A 24,059-nucleotide genomic window follows, 5' to 3' on the forward strand; every position below is an offset into this window, starting at 1 on the left:
CGCCATGGCCGCCCGCTCGCTCGCACGCGCCCTGCGCGCCACGGTCGTCGCGCTCGCCGCTACCCTTGCCGTGGGCGGCACGCTCGCGCTGCAAGGCTGCGGCCCGCAGCAGCCGTCGTTCTCGAATCTCGACATCACGGGCAACACGCAGTTCGGCAAGGACTTCGCGCTGCCCGACACCCACGGCCAGATGCGCACGCTCGCCGACTACAAGAACAAGGTCGTCGTCCTGTTCTTCGGCTACACGCATTGCCCCGACGTGTGCCCGACCACGATGGCCGAGCTCTCGCAGGCGCTCGAACAACTCGGGCCCGAAAACGCGAAGCGCGTGCAGGTGCTGTTCGTGACCGTCGATCCCGAGCGCGACAGCGCGCAGATCCTGAGCCAGTACGTCTCGGCGTTCAACCCCAGCTTCCAGGCGCTGCGGCCCGCGAACGAGGCGCAGCTCAAGCAGGTGACGAAGGACTTCCGCGTATACTACGCGAAGGTGCCCGGCAGTACTCCGGACAACTACACGATGGATCACACGGCGGCCAGCTACGTGTTCGATCCGGACGGCAAGCTGCGCCTGTTCGCCCGCGACGGGCAGGGCGTCACGCCCTGGGTGCACGATCTCAAGATTTTGCTCGGCGTTTCGACCTGATCGTCCGCGAGGCACGGCCATTCAGCGCCGATCCCGCGAAAGCGCGCCCCGCGAGGCGCGCTTTTTTACGTCCGCGCGGCATACCAGTATGCGATTTCATTATTTCCAGGCACCGCCGTCATATGAGACGATTTATACCGTCCGGCAGACGGCACACAATGCCTCACGCAGGCGCAATACCAAACACACGCAGGAACATCACCTCCATGCAGCGCAGAAATCTGATTAAAGCACTCCTCGCCGGCCTCGCCGCCACCACGCTCGCCGCCAGCTTCGGCGCGCGCGCCGACGACCAGGTCATCAAGGTCGGCACCGTTTCGGGTCCGGACGCGCAAGTCTGGGCTGTGGTCCAGAAGGTCGCGAAGCGCGAAGGCCTGAACGTCAAGGTCATCGAATTCAACGACTACGTGCAGCCGAACGCCGCGCTCGACGCAGGCGACCTCGACGCCAACAGCTTCCAGCATCAGCCTTACCTCGACAGCCAGGTCAAGCAGCGCGGCTACAAGATCCAGAGCGCGGGCCTCACGTACATCTCGCCGATCGGCGTGTACTCGAAGAAGCTCAAGTCGCTGAACGATCTCGCGCAAGGCGCGAAGGTCGCGGTGCCGAACGATCCGTCGAACGAAAACCGCGCTTTCCTGCTGTTGCAGGCCAAGGGCGTGGTCAAGCTGCGCGCGGGCGCGGGCACGAACGGCAGCAACGCCACGCCGCTCGACGTGGCCGAGAACCCGAAGAAGATCAAGTTCGTCGAACTGGACGCCGCGCAACTGCCGCGCTCGCTCGCCGACGTGGACGCCGCCGTCATCAACACGAACTACGCGCTGGCCGCCGGCCTCCAGCCGACCAAGGACGCGATCGCGCTGGAAGACATCCGCAGCCCGTACGCGAACGTGATCGCCGTGCGCACGCAGGACAAGGACAAGCCGTGGGTGAAGAAGCTCGTGGCTGCATACCAGTCGGAAGACGTGCGCCAGTACATCAAGACCCAGTTCAAGGGCTCGATGGTGCCGTCGTTCTAAGCTGCGCCTCGTAGCTGCCGTACGCGAAAACGCCGTGGTGAAAACCACGGCGTTTTTTATTGCCCTCGCGTTTCGGAGCGCGGCTTCTTGTATGTCGGACGATATCGAAATGGCGGTTTCCGGCGTGCGAGGTTGATCGCGCGCAATCGAGACGCGCGGCCGCGCGTTATCTTCTCAGGGGCGCCGTTGCCGCTGGTTCCATATCGGTACTACGCTGGTCTCCAAACATTTGCAAAGTCGAGCCCAAATTGGTCTTATTCGCGCGCCGAAATGCATTTCCAGGGTAAATCCTGATGCCGGCCGGCTAGCGCGCGGCATACGGTAATTTCGTGTAAAACCTTGAATTTATGCGATATTTTTCAGGCCGATAGCGAAGCCGCTGTCATATTGACTGGTCTTATTGTGGTTATATAATGGGCTCGCTTTTCAGTCGAACCCGTCGAGCCGCGCGGAACTCCAGGCGCGCGGATTCATCGGATGAATGCGCGCCGCACGCATGGCGCGCCGTCCGGCCACCCCACGATCTGTCCAACCGCTGGCGCTGACTCCATGGAAACCCGTTGGTCTGCCCTGACGCCCGACGCGCGCAACGTGACGCCGCTGTACCTCCAGCTGGCGCGCAACCTCGCCACCGCCATTCACTGCGGCGTGTGGTCGGCGGGCGAGGCGCTGCCGTCCGAGCGCACGCTGTCCGACGCCATCGGCGTGTCGCGCATCACGGCGCGCAAGGCGATCGAGTTGCTGGTCGAGCAGGGCCTGATCCGGCGCGCGCGCGGGGCGGGCAGTTTCATCACGCCGCGCGTGGAAGATCCGCTCTCGCGCCTCACCGGCTTCACGAAGAAGATGGAGCAGCGCGGCTTCACGGCGGATTCGGTGTGGCTCGAGCGTGAAGTGCGCCCGGCGCGCCGCGAGGAAATCGTGCAACTGGGCTTGTCGCCGGGGGCGTCGGTTGCGAGTCTGCGCCGCCTGCGCCGCGCCGACGGCATCGTGATGGCGGTCGAGCATTCCACATTGCCCGTCTCGATCGTGCCGGAGCCGGACGCCATCGACGGATCGCTCTATGCGTATCTCGAACAGCAGCGCGTGCCCGTGGTGCGCGCCTTGCAGCATTTTCGCGCCGTCAACGCCACGGGCGAGATCGCCGCGCGCATGGGCGTCGAGCCGCGCGCGGCGCTGCTCGTGATCACGCGCGTGGGTTTTTCCGCCGATCAGCGCGCGATCGAGCTAACCGATACCTACTGCCGCGACGGCTATTACGACTTCGTTGCGGAGTTGCGCCAGTGAAACCGGGAACGCCCTTGCTGCCTGTCGCTCTTACGCCCGTCATCGATCTGTTTTACGGCGCTTTCCTGCGCCTCACCGGAAAATTCTCATGCTGAGCGGAAACATACTCACCCCTGACGGCTGGATTCACGGCACGTTGTCGTTCGAGAACGGACGCGTCACGTCGATCGAGGGCGAGGCCGCAGATCCGGCGAACAACGACGCGCCGTATCTGATCCCCGGCTTCATCGACCTGCACGTGCACGGCGGCGGCGGCGCCGACGTCATGGAAGCCGGCGACGCGATCGAAACCATCGCTCGCACGCATGCGCGCTACGGCACCACGAGCCTGCTCGCCACCACCATGACCGCGCCGCGCGACGAACTGATGCATGTGGTCGAAGGTCTCGGCGGCGTCGCGCGCAATCGCACGGCCGGTGGCGCCCGCGTGCTGGGCGTGCATCTCGAAGGGCCGTACATCAATCCCGGCAAACTCGGCGCGCAGCCCGACGCGGCGGTTTCCGCCGTGCTCGACGAAGTGCTCAAGTACCTGTCGATCGCGCCCATACGCGTGGTGACGGTCGCGCCCGAGATCGCGGGTCATATCGAGATCATCGGCGAAATGGCGGCGCGCGGCGTGCGCGTGCAGATCGGCCACACGCTCGCCACCTACGACGACGCCGTGGCCGCGCTCAAGCACGGCGCGTGCGGTTTCACGCATCTGTTCAACGCGATGTCGCCGCTGCATCACCGCAATCCGGGCGTGGTCGGCGCGGCGCTCGCGCATGCCGAATACGCGGAAATCATTCCCGACCTGCTGCACGTGCATCCGGGCGCGATACGCGCCGCGCTGCGCGCGATCCCGCGCCTCTATGTGGTCACGGACAGCACCTCGGCCACCGGCATGCCCGACGGCGAGTACCGCCTCGGCAGCCAGCACGTGACCAAGTGCCTCGGCGGCGTGCGTCTCGCCGACGGCACGCTCGCGGGCAGCACGCTCACCATGGACCAGGCGCTGCGCAACCTCGTCTCGCTCGGCTTGCCGATCGCGGACGTTTCCGCACGCCTGTCGCGCTACGCGGCCGACTACCTGGGCATCGAAGACCGCGGCCGCCTCGCGCGCGGCGCATGGGCCGATGTCAACGTGTTCGACCGCGATCTCGCGCTCACCGCGACCTACGTCGAAGGAGAATCGATTGTCGAATATGCTTAAGGAAGCGCTGGCCTCGGCCGGCGTCGTTGCCGCGCAGCTCGCGGACACCGCGCGCGTCGAGGCGCTCGCCCAGGCGCTCGACGCCGAGCCGCGCCACGTCGCGCTCACGGTCGCGCGCGGCAGCTCGGACCATGCGGCGAGTTATTTCGCGGCGCTCACCATGAGCCGCGTGGGCGTGCCGGTCGCTTCGCTGCCCATGTCGATCGCCACGCTGCAACAGGCGCCGCTACGTGTGCGCGGCCAGTTTGCGCTGGCTTTTTCCCAATCGGGTAGGAGTCCTGATCTCGTCGCGACCATCAAGGCGCTGCGCGAAGCGGGCGCGTTGACGGCGGCGATGGTCAACGTCGCGGGCTCGCCGCTCGCCGAGGCCGCGGGCACCGAACTGCCGCTGCTCGCCGGTCCCGAACTCAGCGTGGCCGCCACCAAGAGCTATGTCGCGATGCTCGCGATGTCGGCGCAACTCGTGGCCTTCTGGCAGCGCGACGCGCAACTGCTCGAGGCCGTGCGCGCGTTGCCCGACTCGCTCGAAGCGGCGGGCAAGCTCGACTGGTCGAAGGCGGTTCACGAACTGCGCGACGTGAAGCAGATGATCGTGATCGGGCGCGGCGCGGGTCTCGCCATCGCGCAGGAAGCCGCGCTCAAGCTCAAGGAAACCTCGGGCATCCAGGCCGAGGCATTTTCGAGCGCCGAAGTGCGTCATGGCCCGATGGAACTGATCGGCCGCGACTATCCGCTGCTCGTGTTCGCGCCGCGCGGACCGGAGCAGGCCGGTCTCGTCGATCTCGCGCGCGACATGAAGCAGCGCGGCGCGCGCGTGTTGCTCGCGGCGCCGCCCGATCTGGCGGGTGCCGGCGACGTCGCGCTGCCGCTCGTCAGCACCGCCGACGCCGCGCTCGACCCGATCGCGGCCATCCTTTCGTTCTACGTCATGGCGGCGGGTCTCGCCGCCGCGCGCGGCCGCAATCCCGACGAGCCGCGCTACCTGAACAAAGTCACCGAAACCCACTAGATTGGAAAGCAGATGGAACGCATCGAGGAGTCCCGCCTGATGGATCCGCTCAAGCCTGCCGAGGCGCACGTCGTGCTGGTTTCGCCGTTCACCGGCCCGGTCGTGCCGCTCGCCGCGGTGCCCGATCCGGTGTTCGCGGAAGGCCTGTTCGGCGACGGCATTGGCATCGATCCGCTCGTCGGCAAGCTGATCGCGCCGTGCGACGGCACGGTCATGCATCTCGCGCGCACGGGGCACGCCGTGACGCTGCAAAGCGCCGAAGGCGTGCAGGTGCTCGTGCATATCGGTATCGACACGGTCGAACTCAACGGCGAAGGCTTCTCGCCGAAGATCGCACAAGGCGATTCGGTGCGCCGCGGCGACACGCTGATCGAATTCGATCTCGACGTGGTCGCGTGCCGCGCGCCGAGTCTCGTTTCGGTCGTGGCGATCGCCAATTCCGACGCCTTCGAAGTAGTCGAGCGCGCGGGCGCGGGCCACGTGGAAGCGGGCGCGAGCACGCTGCTGGTGCTGCGCGCGCGGGGCGGCGTCGTGCCCGGCGCGATCCCCGAACACGAATTCATCGCCGACGAAGTGCGCCGCACGATCACGCTCGCGCATGCGGGCGGTCTGCACGCCCGGCCCGCCGCGCGGGCGCGCGAAGCCGTGCGCGGCGTCGACGCGCGCGTGGAAGTGCGCTACGGCGAGCGCAAGGCCGCCATCGAAAGCGTCGTGGGCCTGCTCGCGCTCGGCGCGGGCGAGGGCGTGACCATCGAACTCGTCGGGATCGGCAAGGAAGCCGAACGCGCGGTGAACGCGGTCGCCGAAGAACTGCTGCGCGAAGCCGCGGGCGAGGCGCACGAAGTGCCGGCGCGCGCGCCGGCATCGGCACCGGCGCCGGTTACGGCATCGGCTGCAACGGCCGAACCGGGCGTGCTCGCGGGCGTGTGCGCCGCGCCGGGCGTGGCCGTGGGCACGCTGGTGCGCTGGGACGAAGCCGAACTCACGCCGGCCGAAGCCGCGAGCAACACGCCGGCGGCGGAAAGCCGCGCGCTCGACAAGGCGATTGCCGCCGTGGACGCGGAACTCGATCACAGCGTGCGCACGGCGTCGCAGCGCGGCGCGATCGGCGAGGCGGGCATTTTCACGATGCATCGCGTGCTGCTCGAAGATCCGGCGCTCGTCGACACGGCGCGCGACGCGATCAGTCTCGGCAAGAGCGCGGGCTACGCGTGGCGCGAGGCGATCCGCGCGCAGATCGCCGTGCTCGGCAAGGTCGACGATCCGCTGCTCGCGGAACGCGCCGCCGATCTGCGCGACCTCGAAAAGCGCGTGCTGCGCGCGCTCGGTCTGTCGAACACGGCCGCGCGCGTGCTGCCCGACGAAGCGGTGCTCGCCGCCGACGAATTCACGCCATCCGACCTCGCCACGCTCGACCGCTCGCGCGTGACGGCGCTCGTGATGGCGCGCGGCGGCGCGACCTCGCACGCGGCGATCATCGCGCGCCAGGCGGGCATTCCGGCGCTCGTCGCGCTCGGCGACGCGCTCAAGCAGGTGGAAGAAGGCACGCAAGTGGTCGTGGACGCGGGCGCGGGCCGCTTCGCCTACACGCCGAGCGCCGCCGACATCGACCGCGCCCGCAACGAGCGGCTGCGCCTCGCGGGCCTGCGCGAAGCGAACCGCCGCAGCTCGCACGAAGCGGCGGCCACGCGCGATGGCCGCGCCGTCGAGATCGCCGCCAATATCGCCACGCTCGACGACGCCGTGACGGCCGTCGACAACGGCGCCGACGCCGTGGGCCTGCTGCGCACCGAACTCATGTTCATCCACCGCCAGGCGGCGCCCACCGTGGACGAGCATCGCCAGAGCTATCAGGCGATCGCCGACGCGCTCAAGGGCCGCACGGCGATCATCCGCACGCTCGACGTGGGCGCCGATAAAGAGGTCGATTACCTGACGCTGCCGCCCGAGCCGAATCCGGCGCTGGGTCTGCGCGGCATTCGCCTCGCGCAGGTGCGCCCCGATCTGCTCGACGACCAGCTGCGCGGCCTGCTCGCCGTGAAGCCGGCCGGCAAGGTGCGCATTCTTCTGCCGATGGTCACCGACGTGGGCGAACTCGTGCGTCTGCGCGAGCGCATCGAAGCGTTCGCGCGCGAAGCGGGCCGCACCGAACCCATCGAGGTGGGCGTGATGATCGAGGTGCCTTCGGCGGCGCTGCTGGCCGACCAGCTCGCGCGCCACGCCGACTTCCTCTCGATCGGCACCAACGACCTCACGCAGTACACGCTCGCGATGGACCGCTGCCAGCCCGATCTCGCGGCGCAAGCCGACGGTCTGCATCCGGCCGTGCTGCGGCTCGTCGCGGCCACGGTGGAGGGCGCGAACCGGCACGGCAAGTGGGTGGGCGTGTGCGGCGCGCTGGCGGGCGATCCGCTCGCGGTGCCGCTGCTCGTGGGCCTCGGCGTGAGCGAATTGTCGGTCGATCCGGTTTCCGTGCCGTCGATCAAGGCGCGCGTGCGCAAGCTCGACTACAACGAATGCCGCGCGCGTGCGCAAAACGCGCTCGCGCTGGAGTCGGCGCAAGCGGTGCGCACCGCGAGCGCCGCGACCTGGCCGCTCGATTGAGGCCTGTGATCCGCCGGTAACGTTCGTCGTTCATCGGCAATCCTCAACCACGTTTTCACCACACGCCCGCGCGCGCAGCGATCGCGCGCGGGTTTCCTCGGCAATACGTCAAACAGCGCGTCAACCACCGCGTCATACGCACGTCGCATGACGCGTCGAACGACGCCAGAAATAGGGACTGGAGGCAGTACGATGGATGGCAATCCGTTTCTCAAGATTCAAAGCCTCGGCCGTGCGCTGATGCTACCGATCGCAGTGCTGCCGGTCGCCGGCCTGCTGCTGCGCTTCGGCCAGAGCGACATGCTCAACATCAAGATCATCGCCGACGCGGGCGGCGCGATCTTCGACAATCTGCCGCTGCTGTTCGCGATCGGCATTGCCGTGGGCTTCGCGAAAGACAACAACGGCGTCGCGGCGCTGGCGGGCGCGCTCGGCTACCTGGTCGAAACCGCCGTGATGAAGGACATCAACGACAAGCTCAACATGGGCGTGCTGTCGGGCGTGGTGGCCGGTGTCGTCGCGGGCATGCTGTACAACCGCTTCAAGGACATCAAGCTACCCGAGTTCCTCGCGTTCTTCGGCGGCAAGCGCTTCGTGCCGATCATCACCGGGCTCGTGTGCGTGGTGCTCGGCGTGGTGTTCGGCTACGCGTGGGGACCGGTGCAGGGCGTGATCGACACGGCCGGCCACTGGCTCACCACGGCGGGCGCGATCGGCACCTTCGTGTACGGTTTGCTGAACCGCCTGCTGCTCGTCACGGGCCTGCACCACATCCTCAACTCGCTCGTGTGGTTCGTGTTCGGCACGTTCACGCCGGCGGGCGGCGCGCCCGTGACCGGCGACCTGCATCGCTTCTTCGCGGGCGACCCCACGGCGGGCGGCTTCATGGCGGGCTTCTTCCCGGTGATGATGTTCGGCCTGCCGGCCGCGTGTCTCGCCATGCTCCACGAAGCGCCGAAGGAAAAGCGCGCGATGGTCGCGGGCCTGTTGATGTCGATGGCGCTCACCTCGTTCCTGACGGGCGTGACCGAGCCGATCGAATTCACCTTCATGTTCCTCGCGCCGGTGCTCTACGCGATCCACGCGGTGCTCACGGGCGTGTCGCTCGCGATCTGCTCGCTGCTCGGCATCAAGCTTGGCTTCACGTTCTCGGCCGGTTTCATCGACTACGTGCTGAACTACGGCCTCTCCACGCACGGCTGGGAAGCCATTCCGCTGGGCATTGCCTACGCCGTGGTCTACTACGTGCTGTTCCGCTTCTTCATCCGCCGCTTCAACCTGCCCACGCCGGGCCGCGAGGCTTCGGCGGGCGACACGGAAATCGCGGAGTCGATGTCGGGCGCGACGGTGGCGGGCGCGGCAACGGCCACGCGTGCCGCGCGCTATATCGATGCGCTCGGCGGCGCGGCCAACCTCAAGGTGGTCGATGCGTGCACGACGCGTCTGCGTCTCTCGGTGAACGATCCGGCGCGGGTTTCCGAGCCGGCGTTGAAGGCGATCGGCGCGCGTGGCGTGCTCAAGCGCGGCGGCGAAAGCGTGCAGGTCATCATCGGGCCGGAAGCCGACCTCATCGCCGACGAAATGCGCGGCGAGATCGCGCGCGGCGTGGGTGCGACGGCGGTGAAGGCCGCGCCCGCGGTGGAACTCGCGGCGCAGGCGGCACAGGCGGCCCAGGCGCCCGCAACGGCGGGGGCAGGCCCGCTCGATCCGAACCCGGCGCGCTGGATCGCGGTGCTCGGCGGCGCGGCCAATATCGTCTCGCTCGACGCCGTGGCGGCCACGCGCCTGCGCGTGGTCGTGCGCAACGCGGCGAACGTCGACCGCGCGGCGCTCGAAGCCCTCGACACCGTGTGGGTGACCACCGACACGCTGCATATCGTGGTCGGCGAGGCCGCCGGGCGTTACGCGCGCGAACTGGCGCTGCAGCCGGCGTGATCGGCTGAGGTTTGCGGAATCGGCATGAAAACGCCGCGGCGCACATTAGCGCCGCGGCGTTTTTTTACGAGCGCGCCAAAAGAAAAAGCCCCGTTCGAAGAACGGGGCTTTGCGGTACTTCAGGCGCACTTCAGCGCGATTACGCGTATTCGGCGAGGGCGGTGCGCATCTTCTTCATCGCGCTCGCCTCGATCTGGCGAATCCGCTCGGCCGACACACCGAACTCGTCGGCGAGTTCGTGCAGCGTCGAGCCGCCCGAACCGTCGTCGGCCACGTTCAGCCAGCGCGCCTCGATAATGCGGCGGCTGCGCGCGTCGAGCGATTCCAGCGCGCTCGCGATGCCGTCCGTTTGCAGACGGTCGTTGGCGCGCGCGGCCAGCACGGCGCTCGGCTCGCTGTGCGAGTCGGCGAGCCAGGCGATAGGCGCGAACGATTCCTCGCCGTCGTCGGTCTGGCCTTCGAGCGCGATGTCGGCGCCGGACAGACGCGTTTCCATCTCCACGACTTCCTCGCGCTTCACGTTCAGTTCCTGCGCCAGGCCCTCGATTTCCTCGGGCGTGAACGATTGCAGGCCCTGCTTGTGGCTGCGCAGGTTGAAGAACAGCTTGCGCTGCGCCTTGGTCGTGGCGACCTTCACCATGCGCCAGTTGCGCAGGATGTATTCGTGGATCTCGGCCTTGATCCAGTGCATGGCGTACGACACCAGACGCACGTTCTGCGTGGGGTCGAAGCGCTTCACGGCCTTCATCAGGCCGATATTGCCTTCCTGGATCAGGTCGGCGTGCGGCAAGCCGTAGCCGAGGTAATTACGCGCGATCGACACCACGAGTCGCAGATGCGACAGCACCATGCGGCGCGCGGACTCGAGGTTGTTTTGCTCGCGAAACTCGGTCGCGAACTGGCGCTCCTCTTGCGGCGTCAACATCGGGATCCGGTTCACGGCCTGAATGTAGGCGTCGATGTTGCCCAGTTGACCGGGCAGCAGTGAGGCATTCGCGAGCGCCAGTGCACCCGAACCCCCGGCCTTGGCCGACGACGGGCTCAGCGTACTGGGAAGGGTCATGGTCATTGCGTTGCTCACGTAGCGAACTCCTTAGAATCTTGCAAAAGTCAGACTTCGACTCCAGGGTGATGTTAGCACTCTGAATCACCGAGTGCTAATACTTGGAGCCTGTAGGGGTTTGAGAGTTCCGTAGTCTCTATCGACACAGTTGTATCGATAGATTTCAACGAAATCAGCAGAGGCAGACGGGACGGGGCTTTCCGCCCGGCGGCGGCTCGCGGCAGGGGCGAGCCGAAGGATCATTCTAGATTGCGATGCAACCGGCGACGGCGACCGCTGGCGAAAAAGAAAATTGAGGGCAATATCGGCGGGCGTCGCGCGCGGCATTTCGTCCGCGGTCCTTAAGAAGGACATAGAAGGGCATCGAAAGTTGCTGCGCTGCGACGCCCGGTCGCGTATCTCACTATTGTGACGCGGCCACACTCGGCACATATGGGGCCGACGCCTTTGATCGCAAGTATCTTTGCGCCAAATCCTGGTATAAATTTCGTCCAGACGCAGGCGGAAAACTTCGGCGCGGCTCGGCAAGACGGCGCCGCGCGCAAGGGGCTCAGGCAATGGCGGCAAAAACGATCGATGCAATTCGCGGGCTGGAGCGCGAGCGGTTTCGCGCGATGGTGGATGGCGACGGCTCGCTGCTGGAGCGGTTGCTCTCGGACCAGGCGACCTTCGTGCACACGAACGGCAAGCGTGAAACCAAGCAGCAGTTCATCGACGCGATCACGGCCGGACGCCGCCGCTATCGGCAGATCGAGATTCAGTCGCAGGACGTGCTGCCGGTGGGCAACGAAACCTGCGTCGTCTCGGGCCGCGTGCTGATCGAGATGGAAGCGAACAGCGGCGCCTTGCTCTTTCCCATTGCCTACACGGCGATCCAGACCCAGGAAGACGGTCACTGGCGGCTCGTCGCATGGCAGGCAACGCGTTGCGCGATCGAATGACGACCGGTAGGTCGATTCGCTGATAACGCCTTCTGGGCGTTTCAGGCGCACGCCGGCGGCCCGTTTTGCCGCCGGCGCTCAACGGCGCCGCCTTCTGCGGTTCTGCTTGATTGCCTACGTCCGGCGGGTTCTAGACCCCACGAGATCGTTTGCCGATCAAGCCGCCACGCGGCGATCCACTTGCGTCCACGCCGCGCGATTCACCGCGCTGACCACGGCCGCGATGGCGGCCTGGGCCGCGTCGTCGGCTACGCCCACGCCGTGGCGCAGCGGCTGGCCGCCCACGCGCGCGCCGACGAACACCGCCGTGCCGCCTTGCGCGGTGCGCTCCGTTTCGAACGAGGCGATTTCGATGCGCTCGTCCGCGGCTGCCGCGATCGCTTCGGCCACGGCTGAAGCGTAGTTTTCGTCGACGTTCGCGCCGCCCGGCACCGCGATGTCGCGGTTTTCCCAGCGCACGCGTCCCGCGCCCGCCACCGCCGCCGGCCCGCGCGTTTCGAAATACTCGCGTTCGAACAGCGCGCAGATCGCGTCGCCGGTGACTTCCTCGCCCGAGGTATCGGCAACCGTCTGCACGGCGTGGCTGAACTCGATCTGCACGCGGCGCGGCGGCGTGAAGCCCATGCCCTGTTCGAGCAGCCAGGTCGCGCCGCCCTTGCCGGACTGGCTGTTCACGCGGATCACGGCGTCGTAGCTGCGGCCGAGATCGGCGGGATCGATCGGCAAATAGGGCACTTCCCAGACCGCGTCGGGCTGCCGCTGCGCGAAACCCTTGCGGATCGCGTCCTGGTGCGAGCCCGAGAACGCCGTGAAGACGAGGTCGCCCGCATACGGATGGCGCGGGTGCACGGGCAACTGGTTGCAGCGCTCGACCACGCGGCGCACGGCGTCGATGTCGGAGAAGTCGAGGCCCGGGTCGATGCCCTGGGTGTAGAGATTCATCGCGAGCGTGACGAGGTCGACGTTGCCGGTGCGCTCGCCGTTGCCAAACAGGCAGCCTTCGATACGATCCGCGCCCGCGAGCAGCGCCATCTCGGCGGCGGCGACGGCCGTGCCGCGATCGTTGTGCGGATGCACCGAGAGCACGATGCTGTCGCGATACGCGAGATTGCGGTCCATCCACTCGATCTGGTCGGCGAACACGTTGGGCATGGCCGCTTCGACCGTCGCCGGCAGGTTCACGATCATCTTGTGGTCGCGCGTGGGACGCCATTGCTGGGCGACGGCGTCGCACACTTCGCGGGCGAACGTCAGCTCGGTCATGCTGAACGTTTCGGGCGAATACTGGTAGATCCAGTGCGTTTGCGGGTGTTTGTCGGCCTGTTCGCGGATCATGCGCGTGCCGTCCACGGCCAGCGCCTTCACTTCGTCTTGCGACGCGCCGAATACGATCTTGCGGAACGACGGGCAGATCGCGTTGTAGAGATGGACGATGGCGCGGGGCACGCCGTCGAGCGCCTCGAAGGTGCGCGCGATCAGGTCTTCACGCGACTGCACGAGCACTTCGATGGTGACGTCGGCGGGAATGCGCTTTTCGTCGATCAGCTTGCGCACGAAATCGAAGTCGGTCTGCGAAGCGGACGGAAAGCCGACTTCGATTTCCTTGAAGCCGATCGCGACGAGCATTTCGAAGAACTCGGTCTTCTGCTCGATGCTCATGGGTTCGATGAGCGACTGGTTGCCGTCGCGCAGGTCGGTGCTCATCCAGATGGGCGCGCGTTCGACGCTGCGCGTCGGCCACTTGCGGCCATTCAAACGGATGGCGGGGAAAGGGCGGTACTTCTCGGCGGGATTACGCAACATGACGAGCCTCGTTCTTCAGGGTGTCGTATGCGATGGCGGTCATCGGCGGGCGGCTGGCAGGCTGACGACGAAGCACGATGCGGCTCAAGTTCGATTCACGGCTCAGGTTTCGCGAACGGGCGGCAACCGCGGACACGAAAAAGAGGGCGGCAACGGCGGTAACCGGCGCGGCGCAAGCAAACGAGAACGATGCGTAGGCAACGTGCATTTGGACCTCGCGACTCGTCCGAACGGTAAACGGACGAATGCAGACGACAAGTTGTTGGGAACTGCGAGTTTTGGGGTACTGCGGAAACTGCTGGGAGGACTGCCGACCGGGGAGGTGGTCGCGCAGCGCTACGCCTGGCTTACGCTAGACGTAGCGATAGGGCCGCTAGGCGGCCGAAGGTAATGCGGAGGGAGTTCGGGAAGGAACGCATTCATCGAATGTATGTTACGCCGGGCGAATGTGTCAACAGGGAATTTGCAGATTCACCGTGGCGACGATCCGCGACGATGGCGGGAGATCTCGCACAAACGCCTGCGGCACGGGGCCGCGCGCGTGTTGGGCTTCCCGCATCAGCGCTTCGCGATGCGCTTGATCGTCTCGATCTGACGCGCGATGGCGTCCGGCACCGGTGCCTCGCCGCGCAACACGGCGTCGATCCACGTGGCGGTTGTCGGCGCGTCGCGGCCTTCCGGCAGGTCGACTTCGGGCGCGTCCGGCGACGAGCGTTCCGGCTCGACCAGCGTTTCGCAGATACCGTCGTGGAGCCAGTCGACCTGCACCTGGCGGCGCGTGTCGGCCACCGGTTCGCCTTCCGTGCCGCGCGCGAGCAAGGCGCCACCCACGGCGGCGTCCGGATGCGCGGCGAACAGCGCGCTCAGGCTCTCGCGATACGGCGGATGCGTGTAGTTCACGAGCCGCAAACCCGGGGCGGCGAACGGTTGCAGCAGTTTCACGAGCGTGTGCGTGGAGTTGCGCACGCCCATGCGGCGGCGCAGCGCGAGCAGGCGCGCGAGCTTGGGCGCAAGCGTCTCGATCGAAGCAAATGCCACACGATTGGCGGCAAGTTGCGACTCGATGTCGGCGTGATGGCGCGCCACGGGCTGATTGAGTTCCGCGAAGATTTCGGCGCTCGTCACGCGGCCCGGGTCGGTCACCACGCCATGCACGAGCGTGGGCACGCCTTCGCGCGCGAGCAGCAGCGCGAGCAGCGGCACAAGATTGGGCTGCTTGCGCGCGCCGTTGTAGCTCGGGATCGACACGGGCCGGTAGTCGCCCGCCGGCAGGGCGAGCGGCGTGAAGGACGCATGCGCGGCCGCGAGCATCGCCGCGAGTTCTTCGGCGGTCTCGCCTTTGAGCCGGTACGCGAGCAATACCGCGCCCAGTTCGACGTCGGCGACACGGCCATCGAGCATCGCGGCATAGAGCGCGTGCGTGTCTTCGGGCGACAGCGAGCGAGCGCCGTGCGGGCCGCGGCCGATCTCCTTGATGAAGCGGGCGCAGGGGAAGAGGTCGGTCGGGTCGGCGGTGATCATGGCAGCGGAGTTCGTTTGTCGATGCGGTCGGCGCGGCGGCCGTCATCGACATGCGTGACGGGCGCTTCGTGGGACCTGGGGATGCCGGAAGTATCGCACGAGCTTCGGGATGGCCGCGCGGGCTCAACCGCGCAGCCGCGGCCGTGCGCGTTACACTCGCGCTTGGCTCGCAGCGAGGTCGCGAGGGGTTCTCCGACGGCGGGTACCGACGGCGGGTACCGCCGCTCGCCTCGACCAGGCTGCACGAATGACGCGAATTGAACGACTTGCCTCGCTACGCTGGCGTGCCGCGCGCACGCCTTATCTCAAAACGGAGATTTCCATGACTTACGTATTCGAACCGGCGCCGCTCGCCTCGGTGCCGGTCGCCGGCAGCGACGCGCGTTTCCCGGTGCGCCGCATCTACTGCGTCGGCCGTAATTACGAAGCGCACGCGCGCGAGATGGGCCACGATCCGAATCGCGAACCGCCGTTCTTCTTCTCGAAGCCCGCCGACGCCGTGCTGTACGTCCCGCCCGGTTCGACCGGCGAATTCCCGTATCCGGGCCAGTCGAAGAACGTGCACTTCGAGATGGAACTCGTCGCGGCCATCGGCAAGGGCGGCAAGGACATTCCCGTGGCGAGCGCGCTCGATCACGTCTACGGCTATGCGCTCGGTCTCGACATGACGCGTCGCGACCTGCAGGCCGAGGCGAAGAAACTGGGCCGTCCGTGGGACACCGCGAAGGGCTTCGACCGCTCGGCGCCCATCGGCCCGATCCATCCGGTGGCGAAGATCGGCCAGCTTTCGGCAGGCGACATCTGGCTCAAGGTGAATGGCGAAGAAAAGCAGCGCTCGGATATTTCGCAGATGATCTGGCCGGTTGCCGACACGATCGCGTTCCTTTCCTCGCTGTTCGAGCTGCAAGCAGGCGACCTGATCTTTACGGGCACGCCCGAAGGCGTGGGCGCCGTGGTGCCGGGCGACGTGATGACGGGCGGCGTGGCGGGCATCGGCGAATTCGAGGTGCGCGTGGTGTAAGCGCGCGTGGCAGAAAGCCGGGTGCGCCCGGTTTTCTCCGCCGGAACCACGAGATCACGAGACCACGAAGAACGAGAGGAGCAAGAGAGGAGCATGAAGCTTTACAGCTATTTCCGCAGTTCGGCGTCGTATCGCGTGCGCATTGCGCTGAACTTGAAGAATTTGCCGTACGAATACGTGCCGGTGCACCTCGTGCGCGAGGGCGGCGAGCAGTTGAAGCCCGCGTACCGGCAGGTGAATCCCGAGGCAATCGTGCCGTCTTTCGTCGACGACGAGCACCACACGATTCATCAATCGCTCGCGATCATCGAGTACCTGGAAGAGACGCAGCCCGAACCGCCGCTGCTGCCGAAGTCGGCGCTCGACCGCGCCTACGTGCGCTCGCTGGCACTGCAGATCGCGTGCGAGATCCATCCGGTGAACAACCTGCGCGTGCTCAAGTATCTGAAGCACACCGTGGGCGTGGACGACGCGACCAAGGACGCGTGGTACCGCCACTGGATCGAGTCGGGTTTCGAGACGCTGGAGCAGCGCCTCGCCCAGGACCCGCGCACCGGCAAGCTGTCGTTCGGCGATACGCCGACCGTGGCCGATTTGTGCCTCGTTCCGCAGGTGTACAACGCCAATCGCTTCAAGATCGACACCACGCGCTATCCGACAATCCAGCGCATCAACGACTACGCGCTCACGCTGGACGCGTTCGCCCGCGCCGAACCGGGCGTGCAACCCGATTCCGAATGAGCGCACGCGGTTCTTGCGCATGAAAAAAGGGCGTCGTTCGCGAGAACGACGCCCTTCGTGTTGCTATCGGCGCTAAAACGCTGCCTGAATCACTCAACCGCCGAGCAGAGCGTCCGCGAATTCCTCGGCCACGAACGGCTGCAAGTCTTCGACCTTTTCGCCCACGCCGATGAAGTACACCGGAATCGGGCGCTGGCGCGCGATGGCCGCGAGAATGCCGCCCTTCGCCGTGCCGTCGAGCTTGGTGACGATGAGACCGGTGAGGCCGAGCGCGTCGTCGAAGGCTTTCACCTGCGCGAGGGCGTTCTGCCCCGTGTTGGCGTCGATCACGAGCAGCACTTCGTGCGGCGCGCCTTCGTAGGCCTTGCCGATCACGCGCTTGACCTTCTTCAGCTCGTCCATGAGGTGCAGCTGCGTGGGCAGACGGCCGGCGGTATCGGCCATCACCACGTCGATACGGCGCGCGCGCGCGGCGCTCACCGCGTCGAAGATCACGGCGGCCGGATCGCCGCTTTCCTGCTGCACGACCGTGACGTTGTTGCGCTCGCCCCAGATTGCCAGTTGCTCGCGCGCGGCGGCGCGGAACGTGTCGCCGGCGGCCAGCAGCACGCTCTGGTTGAAGCTCTGCAGATGCTTGGCGAGCTTGCCGATGCTGGTGGTCTTGCCCGCGCCGTTCACGCCCGCGATCATCATCACGAGCGGTTGGGCGCGGCCGAGCATCAGCGACTTTTCGAGCGGCTTGAGCAGGTCGATCAGCAGGCCGCGCAGCGCGACCTTCACCTGCTGCGCTTCGGTGAGACGGTCGGCGCGCACCTTCTGACGCAGCGTTTCGAGCAGATATTCGGTGGCGTCCACGCCCGCGTCGGACATCAGCAACGCCGTTTCCAGTTCCTCGTAGAGGTCGTCGTCGATCTTCGCGTTGACGAAGATGCTCTGGATGTTCGAACTCGTCTTGGAGAGCCCGCTCTTCAGGCGCGTGAGCCACGAGCGCTTCGCGGCGGCCTCCAGCGGCGGCGGCGGCACGATCTCGACGGCTTCGGGTTCGTCGATGCGAGCGGGGACCTGCGGCGCGGGGGCGACGGGTTTGGCGGCGGGCGTTACCGGCACGACCGGCGTGATCGGCGCGACCGGCGCGACCGGCTCGGCGATGTCAGCGGGCGCGTCGATCTCGCCGGCGGTGTGTTCGTCGAGGGCGTCCTGCGCCTCGGGCGCTTCGGCCTGCGCGTTCTCGGCGTCGTCCTTGCCGCGGAATCGTTTGAAGAAACTGAACATGATCTGGTGTGGGTCTGACGCGTGCGGGGCGGACCGAGTGGCCGGCGACGCGTTGAATGGCGCGCTCCAGTTGGTAACGCGCGGAAAACACGGCATTTTATCAGGCGGCCCCGGGCGCGTCGTGGCCCCGCCCACGCGCAAGTCGGGCATGTCCCCACGCGCGAGCGAGGGTATCCGACGCGGCACGGCTGTAACCCTGTGGTAACGTGCGCGGATTGGGGGGCGCGATGCAGTCCCGCTGTCACGCCGTATCGCCGTCCGGCCGCCGCGTTGCAAACGCCACGCGACTTCCGGCGAGCGCGCCACGAAACCGTAACGCACCCGCCATCCGCATTCACTAGCCGAAACGCATGACCCGTACTTCATCTCCGCGAGGCCAAGGCGCCCGCTCATCGCCCTCCGACACGCGCACGCGCGGTGGCGGCGGCGCGCACACGATCCGCATCATCGGCGGCGACTGGAAGCGCACGCCGCTGCCGGTGCTCGACCTCGACGGCCTGCGTCCCACGCCCGACCGGGTACGCGAGACGCTCTTCAACTGGCTTGGCCAGCGGCTCGACGGCCTGCGCTGTCTCGACCTGTTCGCGGGGAGTGGGGCGCTCGGCTTCGAAGCCGCGTCGCGCGGCGCGGCACGTGTGGTCATGGTGGAGCGCAGCGGCCGCGCGGCCGCGCAGTTGCGTGCGAACCAGACGCGCCTGAACGCGCGCAGCATCGAAATTGCCGAAGCCGACGCGCTGCGCCTCGCGGCCAATCTCGCGCCGGCTTCGTTCGACATCGTATTTCTCGATCCGCCCTTTGGCGACACGGCGTTGCTCGACCGCTCGCTCGCGCTGGCCGTGCCGCTCGTCGCCCCCGAGGGTTGGCTCTACGTCGAGTCGGGCGCGCGCCTCGATCCGGCCGCGCAGCCTGCGCTGGCGGGCTGGAGCGTGGTGAAGGAAGGCAAGGCAGGCGCGGTTTTCTATCATTTGCTGCGGTGCGAAAATGAGGAATAATGCGCGTTCGATAAGAACCGGCGGACGGCTCGGCCTTCACGCCCGCACGCGCGCATGCGAAGTCACACGCATTGCGCCCCATTTCTGTTGAGAGGAGAAGCCTCATGGTAGTCGCCGTGTACCCCGGTACCTTCGATCCGCTCACGCGCGGTCACGAAGATCTCGTGCGGCGCGCGTCGAGCATTTTCGACACGCTGGTGGTCGGCGTCGCCGACAGCCGCAACAAGAAGCCGTTCTTCTCGCTCGACGAGCGGCTCGAGATCGCGCATGAGGTTCTCGGCCACTATCCGAACGTGCAGGTCATGAGCTTCAAGGGCCTGCTCAAGGATTTCGTGCGCAGCAACAACGCGCGCGTGATCGTGCGCGGCCTGCGTGCCGTTTCCGACTTCGAATACGAGTTTCAGATGGCGGGCATGAACCGTTATTTGCTGCCCGATGTCGAAACGATGTTCATGACGCCTTCGGACCAATACCAGTTCATCTCGGGCACGATCGTGCGCGAAATCGCCCAGTTGGGCGGCGATGTCAGCAAGTTCGTGTTTCCCTCGGTGGAAAAGCGCTTGCAGGACAAGGTCGCTTCGCTCGTTAAGGGCTGATTGCGTCGATCGGGCCAGCCATACGAAAACGCCCCGTGCGCTGTCGCGCCGGGGCGTTTTTCTTGTCCGCGAGACCTACCGCCATCACGCCGATGCTTTTTCCCATTCGAGTTCGGGATGCGCCTCGTGCGCGGCCTCGTCACGCGACGTGCGCGTGGCCGGCCGGGGCGCCGGCTCGAAAATCTCGCCAAACGACGTCGCGCCATGCAACGCGATCAGCACGAGCGCCGGAAACGCGAGCGCGAGCGCGCGAAATTCGTCCTCGAAGCCGAAGAAGATGAAAAGCGGCGCGAGCGGGAGGGCCGAGGCCAGCAAATATCGTCGATACGCCGCTGGCGAGCGCCGCCACGCCGCGCGGAAGAAGACCGCCAACGGAATCAGCACGAGCGGGGTCTGCACGCCCGGCGTGGGATTGCCGGCGAAGAGGCGGTGAAACTTCAGGTACGACATCGGGTTCACCCAGAACCGCAGGTTCGACCACAGATGCTGCTCGACGAAGGCGCCGCCATTCGCGTCGTAGCCGTGCATGATGTAAAGGCGCGTGGCGATGCAGAGCGCGAGTTGCAGGCCGGTCCAGCCGAGACGCGTCTTGAGCGGCATGGCGCGATCGAGCAGGAAAAACAGCGCGAGCGGCACGAGGAAAAAGGTTTCCTTGTTGAGCGAAAAGAGCGCGATCGACACCGTAGCCAGCACCAGGCGGCGTTTGAGCGTGAAATAGCAGGCCGAGAGCACGCCCAGCAGCTCGATGAAATCGTAGTAATAGCCCGCCACTTCGAAGGTCAGCGAATACACAAAGCTGAACGCGACCAGAAACCCGAGCGCGCGGCCGAACGACAGGCCAAAGGACCGCGCCATCTTGTAGACGATGAGCAGCGAGAGAAACGCCGAAAGCAGCACACCGAAATACGCGACGCGATAAACCGGCGCGGTGACGGGCGTCCACGCGGCATCGGGTAAATCCTTGAAATAGGTGTCGTGCAGGGAATCGTGCTCGGCGATGTGACGATAGAGCCGCGCGCGCGTGGCTTCGGGAAGCTGCTCGACGACCCATTTCACCGCTTTCGGGAACGAGGACCGGTAGACGAAGGGCTTGGGCGCGGTGCCGTCCATCATCGCGACGAGGCTCAGGTCGCGCTCGCGGTTGCCGTAAGTGTTTTCGCCAAAGCCCGAATGGAGCAAATCGAGCGTGACGACGTGAGAGGCGCAGAGAAACAGGACGACGTAGACAATGGCGAAGCGGCAAAAATGCAGCAGCCGGTGGGTGGGCTTCATGCGGACAACAGGAGAGCGGTGATCCCGTTGTTATCGGCCCTGATTTGCCGGACTTAAGGGTGCAATCGACACGTGCTCGTGATTTCGATCGCGAAGCGAGCCGGGCACCGCGCCCGGTCACCCCCAAAGTCCGTTGCCCGCCGGTTGCGCGCCGGCAGGGCAGGCGGCTTAACGAAGTCGCCCGTACGACATGCCGTTCTCGCCTTTCACGAGGGCGATTTCCACCGGCCAGTCGCCGTGCTGCGCCAGCCAGTCTTCATCGGCGTATTGGGACAACTTGTAGCCCGCCGATGTGAGCAGAGTCTTCACCTCGGCGCTTCGCGGATCTTGCGTCAGCGATTCGAACAGGATGGGCGGAAAGCCGTCTTTCGCGATGCGGTTCATGGCGCCGCCCAAGACCTCGATCTCCATGCCTTCCACGTCGAGCTTGATGAGGGTGATGCGCGCGGCGAGTTCGAGATCGTCCAGCTTGCGGAATTCGCACGGGTCCTTCGTCTCCAGCTTTTGCTGGGGGTCGACGTCGGGCACGAGCGAGTAAGCGCCGATATTCCACGCGGTGTCGAAATTCATGCGCGGGATTTCGCGGAATTCGTTCGCGCTCGACAGCGCCATGTTGTTCGCCCAGACATTGTCGAGGCGATTCAGAAAAATGTTTCCGCAGAGCTGGTAGAAGACGATTTTCTGCGGCTCGAACGAGTGGACCTGACCGCCGCGACCCGCCACGTGTTTGGCGACCGGCACCGTGAACGTGCCCATGTTCGCGCCGATGTCCATGATGACCGGCGGCAGGTCCGTGATGTCGACGAGCGTTCGCGCGAGCGCGATCGTCAATTCATCCCATGCGCCAAATGCGGTGAGTACCCCGGAAATGCCTTTTTGTTCGAAAAACGAGAGAAAGTCGCCGTTGTTGGCTCGAATGATATTGACTTGGGGCAGCATTTTTCCGATCTACGAGGATGGGTTTTGTTAGTGTGATGCTGGCACGGCGCAGCGTCCGCAAGTCATTGTAGTGCGGACGGATCTCCTGGTGTTGCCGTTCCCGTCGTGTGCATTGTCGCCATTGACGCGGGCTTCCGTTCGAATTGGCGGCGCGTTGCGATCCGGGTGAGGCGGCGTCAATTCCCCCGTGTAAATTCGCGAAGCGCGTGACCCAGATGCGCAACGGGCGGCTGCCAGTCGCCCAGTGTGTGCTGGCGGAACAGCTTCATCGCCGCGTACCAGGGCGTTGTCTCGCCTTCCGTCATCCAAACCCACGACGCATTGGTCGAAAGCATCAAAAAAGTGGGAATGCCGAGGGCGCCACTCAGGTGAGGGATCATCGTGCAGGTCGACACGACGAGATCCATGCAGGAGAGCAGCCCCGCGGTATCCTCGATGCAGTTGATTTCACCGGTTGGTATATGAATCCACTCATGGAGCGCGATGATTTCGCGTTCCGCCTCGTTGAGGTCTTTCTGAACGACCACACAGTCATATTTTTCCGGATCGAATGCACCCAGCAGCATGGAAAGATCCATGCTTCGTTTGCTCGCCCAACCCGAAGTGCGCTCATTGGAGCTACGCCAGCTGATCCCCACGCGAATTTTCCTGCTAGCCGGAAGTCTCGCTTTCCAGTACGCGATCTTTTCCTCCGACGCCGCCAGGTAATGAGGAAACGATGGAATCGTCTCGCGCCTCGTCTCGAAGGCACCCGGTAGATTGTGGAGCGGAATGCGGTAAAGAAAGGGAATGGGCACGTCACCCACGGCGGCGGCGTGGGTAATCCAGCTGGCGTTGTCGAACAGGCTGTGAAAAATCGGATTGCATTCCACCACGACCCGAACACCGACTTCGTGTAGCAGGACGCCGTATCGCACGAGCCACAGCAGATCGCCAATACCCGCGTCGCTGACGATGACGACCAGCTTGCCCTCGAACTCGGACGCGCGCGCTTTGAGATCGCGGAAAACGCCACGCTGGGAAATCATCGATCCCTTGTAGAAATATTCCATGTCGTCCAGCGCGTCGGCAATCGCACCGGATTTCATGCGCAGCAGCCCGCGGTCCATATGCAGGTCGCGATTGAACGGTTGAGTCTCGAGCAGGTTGTCGAGAATGCGGATCGCCTCGGAAACGTGGCCTTCAGCGGCCGTTCTCAACGCCGCTTGAATGGGTTCGTAAAGCGTAATGTCGCTGGTGACGATTTCCCGGCCCCGCAACATCTCACGGGCGGCATCGGGCTGGTCGTGAGGGAAATATTTATTGGCCCAGGCCGGTCGATCCGGTTTGAAGAGCGCGTAAAAATCATGCGAGTCGAACGATTCGAGACTCAACTGAAATTCACTCGCCAGAATGGAAAGCGACTCGCGGGTGTGAAGCGAGACGTAACCATTTCTGGGTAAAAGAAGTGTTTTATTGCTCGCTTCCGAATTTTCCGGGAAATCGGCAAGTCGTGCTGAAAACAGTATCGCGCCATCATGATTAAGCAGCGATACCAGATTTTCAAAAAGCTGTCTGGGTTCGGGATGATGCTCGAGCGCGTCGAACGCCAGAATCGTATCGAATTTTTTCCCCGCCAGGGAAGGGTACGATTCAGGCCCGGTTGACGTGACATCGCCAAAACCGGCCTCCTGAAGGCGAATCTGGAAGGCGTTGTCGATGGGTACTGCGCCGTAGACAAGGATCGAGCCCGGCGCAATTTCAGGAAAATTCTGACTTAACAGAAATACGTTCTTTTTCAGCCGGGTGGAAAAATAATCCGGATCGTGATGAATGTAATTATCGTTATAAACGTATTGCCGGAACATTTCCGGCGTCCATTCATCGAATTGCGTCGAAAAGGTGAATCCGCATTTCGTGCAGGAGTAGTAATAAACCGGTATGCCCGCAAAAGGCTCGATTTTCTTTCCGGCCTTGACGTCGGCCATGGAGAAAGAGAAGTCTTGAATTCCCGATATTTCGCTTGTTGAGCCGCAGCATTTACATGGGATTTTCTTTCGGTACATACTCGGCAGCACGTGGAATACTCCCTGAATCGATCTCTATAAGCGGGCGCGTCGATTATAACGGACTCCCGAACGCCCAGTGACGCCTGGCCGGACCCGCTAGGAGCCCCTGCGCGGCTGGCTTTGCGGGCGCGGCGCGCACCCCGTCTCCCGAATATCGCGCCGGT

Annotated in this window: 20 protein-coding genes; 12 read left to right on the forward strand and 8 right to left on the reverse strand. The window is 65.3% G+C overall.

What is annotated here, in order from left to right:
- Positions 1 to 4: 4 nt before the first annotated feature.
- The 7 genes from FAZ98_RS01290 (at position 5) to nagE (ending at position 9,686) form a co-directional block, all read left to right on the forward strand.
- Positions 5 to 643, forward strand: a complete 639-nt coding sequence (locus tag FAZ98_RS01290) for an SCO family protein (protein WP_158948031.1) — start codon at positions 5 to 7, stop codon at positions 641 to 643.
- Between the two features lie 206 nt (positions 644 to 849).
- The gene (locus tag FAZ98_RS01295) at positions 850 to 1,662 is read left to right on the forward strand and encodes a MetQ/NlpA family ABC transporter substrate-binding protein (RefSeq protein ID WP_158948034.1); all 813 of its coding nucleotides are present in this window, start codon (positions 850 to 852) and stop codon (positions 1,660 to 1,662) included.
- A gap of 549 nt (positions 1,663 to 2,211) precedes the next feature.
- Positions 2,212 to 2,946 carry a GntR family transcriptional regulator gene (locus tag FAZ98_RS01300; protein ID WP_158948036.1) on the forward strand — a complete coding sequence of 245 codons (735 nt, stop codon included), beginning with the start codon at positions 2,212 to 2,214 and terminating at the stop codon, positions 2,944 to 2,946.
- An 88-nt stretch (positions 2,947 to 3,034) separates the two neighbouring features.
- The gene (gene nagA / locus FAZ98_RS01305) at positions 3,035 to 4,138 is read left to right on the forward strand and encodes an N-acetylglucosamine-6-phosphate deacetylase (RefSeq protein ID WP_158948038.1); all 1,104 of its coding nucleotides are present in this window, start codon (positions 3,035 to 3,037) and stop codon (positions 4,136 to 4,138) included.
- Positions 4,131 to 5,147: an SIS domain-containing protein gene (locus FAZ98_RS01310; RefSeq protein WP_158951821.1), complete on the forward strand. Its 1,017-nt coding sequence runs from the start codon at positions 4,131 to 4,133 to the stop codon at positions 5,145 to 5,147. The genes nagA and FAZ98_RS01310 overlap by 8 nt, the downstream gene beginning before the upstream one ends.
- Before the next feature lie 12 nt (positions 5,148 to 5,159).
- Entirely contained in the window at positions 5,160 to 7,751 is a 2,592-nt protein-coding gene (ptsP, locus tag FAZ98_RS01315) for a phosphoenolpyruvate--protein phosphotransferase (RefSeq protein WP_158948040.1), read from the forward strand.
- 192 nt (positions 7,752 to 7,943) lie between these two features.
- Positions 7,944 to 9,686 (forward strand): N-acetylglucosamine-specific PTS transporter subunit IIBC, encoded by a 1,743-nt coding sequence (gene nagE, locus FAZ98_RS01320; RefSeq protein ID WP_158948042.1) that lies wholly within the window; start codon positions 7,944 to 7,946, stop codon positions 9,684 to 9,686.
- Positions 9,687 to 9,825: 139 nt separating this feature from the next.
- Here the strand turns inward: nagE and rpoH are convergent, their stop codons facing one another.
- Positions 9,826 to 10,767 (reverse strand): RNA polymerase sigma factor RpoH, encoded by a 942-nt coding sequence (gene rpoH / locus FAZ98_RS01325; RefSeq protein WP_158948044.1) that lies wholly within the window; start codon positions 10,765 to 10,767, stop codon positions 9,826 to 9,828.
- 539 nt (positions 10,768 to 11,306) lie between these two features.
- On the opposite strand from rpoH, the gene FAZ98_RS01330 reads away from it, so the two are divergent.
- Complete coding sequence (locus FAZ98_RS01330; RefSeq protein ID WP_158948046.1) at positions 11,307 to 11,690, forward strand: nuclear transport factor 2 family protein; 384 nt, start codon at positions 11,307 to 11,309, stop codon at positions 11,688 to 11,690.
- A 156-nt stretch (positions 11,691 to 11,846) separates the two neighbouring features.
- On the opposite strand, the gene leuA is transcribed toward FAZ98_RS01330, so the two are convergent.
- From leuA to ybiB, 3 genes are all read right to left on the reverse strand, one after another.
- Positions 11,847 to 13,493 (reverse strand): 2-isopropylmalate synthase, encoded by a 1,647-nt coding sequence (gene leuA / locus FAZ98_RS01335; protein WP_158948048.1) that lies wholly within the window; start codon positions 13,491 to 13,493, stop codon positions 11,847 to 11,849.
- The gene (locus FAZ98_RS01340) at positions 13,483 to 13,701 is read right to left on the reverse strand and encodes a hypothetical protein (RefSeq protein ID WP_158948050.1); all 219 of its coding nucleotides are present in this window, start codon (positions 13,699 to 13,701) and stop codon (positions 13,483 to 13,485) included. The genes leuA and FAZ98_RS01340 overlap by 11 nt, the downstream gene beginning before the upstream one ends.
- A gap of 350 nt (positions 13,702 to 14,051) precedes the next feature.
- Positions 14,052 to 15,014 (reverse strand): DNA-binding protein YbiB, encoded by a 963-nt coding sequence (gene ybiB, locus FAZ98_RS01345; RefSeq protein ID WP_158948052.1) that lies wholly within the window; start codon positions 15,012 to 15,014, stop codon positions 14,052 to 14,054.
- A gap of 322 nt (positions 15,015 to 15,336) precedes the next feature.
- On the opposite strand from ybiB, the gene FAZ98_RS01350 reads away from it, so the two are divergent.
- Positions 15,337 to 16,035, forward strand: a complete 699-nt coding sequence (locus FAZ98_RS01350; protein ID WP_158948054.1) for a fumarylacetoacetate hydrolase family protein — start codon at positions 15,337 to 15,339, stop codon at positions 16,033 to 16,035.
- A 93-nt stretch (positions 16,036 to 16,128) separates the two neighbouring features.
- On the forward strand, positions 16,129 to 16,776 hold the full coding sequence (gene maiA / locus FAZ98_RS01355; protein ID WP_158948056.1) for a maleylacetoacetate isomerase: 648 nt from the start codon (positions 16,129 to 16,131) through the stop codon (positions 16,774 to 16,776).
- Between the two features lie 93 nt (positions 16,777 to 16,869).
- Here maiA and ftsY read toward each other — a convergent pair whose 3' ends face one another.
- A complete protein-coding gene (gene ftsY, locus FAZ98_RS01360; protein ID WP_158948058.1) occupies positions 16,870 to 18,048 on the reverse strand; it encodes a signal recognition particle-docking protein FtsY in 1,179 nt (392 codons plus the stop codon).
- Between the two features lie 350 nt (positions 18,049 to 18,398).
- Between ftsY and rsmD the strand changes: the two genes are divergently transcribed.
- Together rsmD and coaD are read left to right on the forward strand one after the other, a co-directional pair.
- A complete protein-coding gene (rsmD, locus tag FAZ98_RS01365; protein WP_158948060.1) occupies positions 18,399 to 19,040 on the forward strand; it encodes a 16S rRNA (guanine(966)-N(2))-methyltransferase RsmD in 642 nt (213 codons plus the stop codon).
- Positions 19,041 to 19,144: 104 nt separating this feature from the next.
- A complete protein-coding gene (gene coaD, locus FAZ98_RS01370) occupies positions 19,145 to 19,636 on the forward strand; it encodes a pantetheine-phosphate adenylyltransferase (RefSeq protein WP_158948062.1) in 492 nt (163 codons plus the stop codon).
- 84 nt (positions 19,637 to 19,720) lie between these two features.
- Here coaD and FAZ98_RS01375 read toward each other — a convergent pair whose 3' ends face one another.
- The 3 genes from FAZ98_RS01375 to FAZ98_RS01385 form a co-directional block, all read right to left on the reverse strand.
- Entirely contained in the window at positions 19,721 to 20,908 is a 1,188-nt protein-coding gene (locus tag FAZ98_RS01375) for a hypothetical protein (protein WP_158948064.1), read from the reverse strand.
- 168 nt (positions 20,909 to 21,076) lie between these two features.
- Entirely contained in the window at positions 21,077 to 21,847 is a 771-nt protein-coding gene (locus FAZ98_RS01380; protein ID WP_158948066.1) for an FkbM family methyltransferase, read from the reverse strand.
- 176 nt (positions 21,848 to 22,023) lie between these two features.
- Positions 22,024 to 23,814 carry a methyltransferase domain-containing protein gene (locus FAZ98_RS01385; protein WP_158948068.1) on the reverse strand — a complete coding sequence of 597 codons (1,791 nt, stop codon included), beginning with the start codon at positions 23,812 to 23,814 and terminating at the stop codon, positions 22,024 to 22,026.
- Positions 23,815 to 24,059 lie beyond the last annotated feature (245 nt).

The organism is Paraburkholderia acidisoli (assembly GCF_009789675.1).
GTDB lineage: Bacteria > Pseudomonadota > Gammaproteobacteria > Burkholderiales > Burkholderiaceae > Paraburkholderia > Paraburkholderia acidisoli.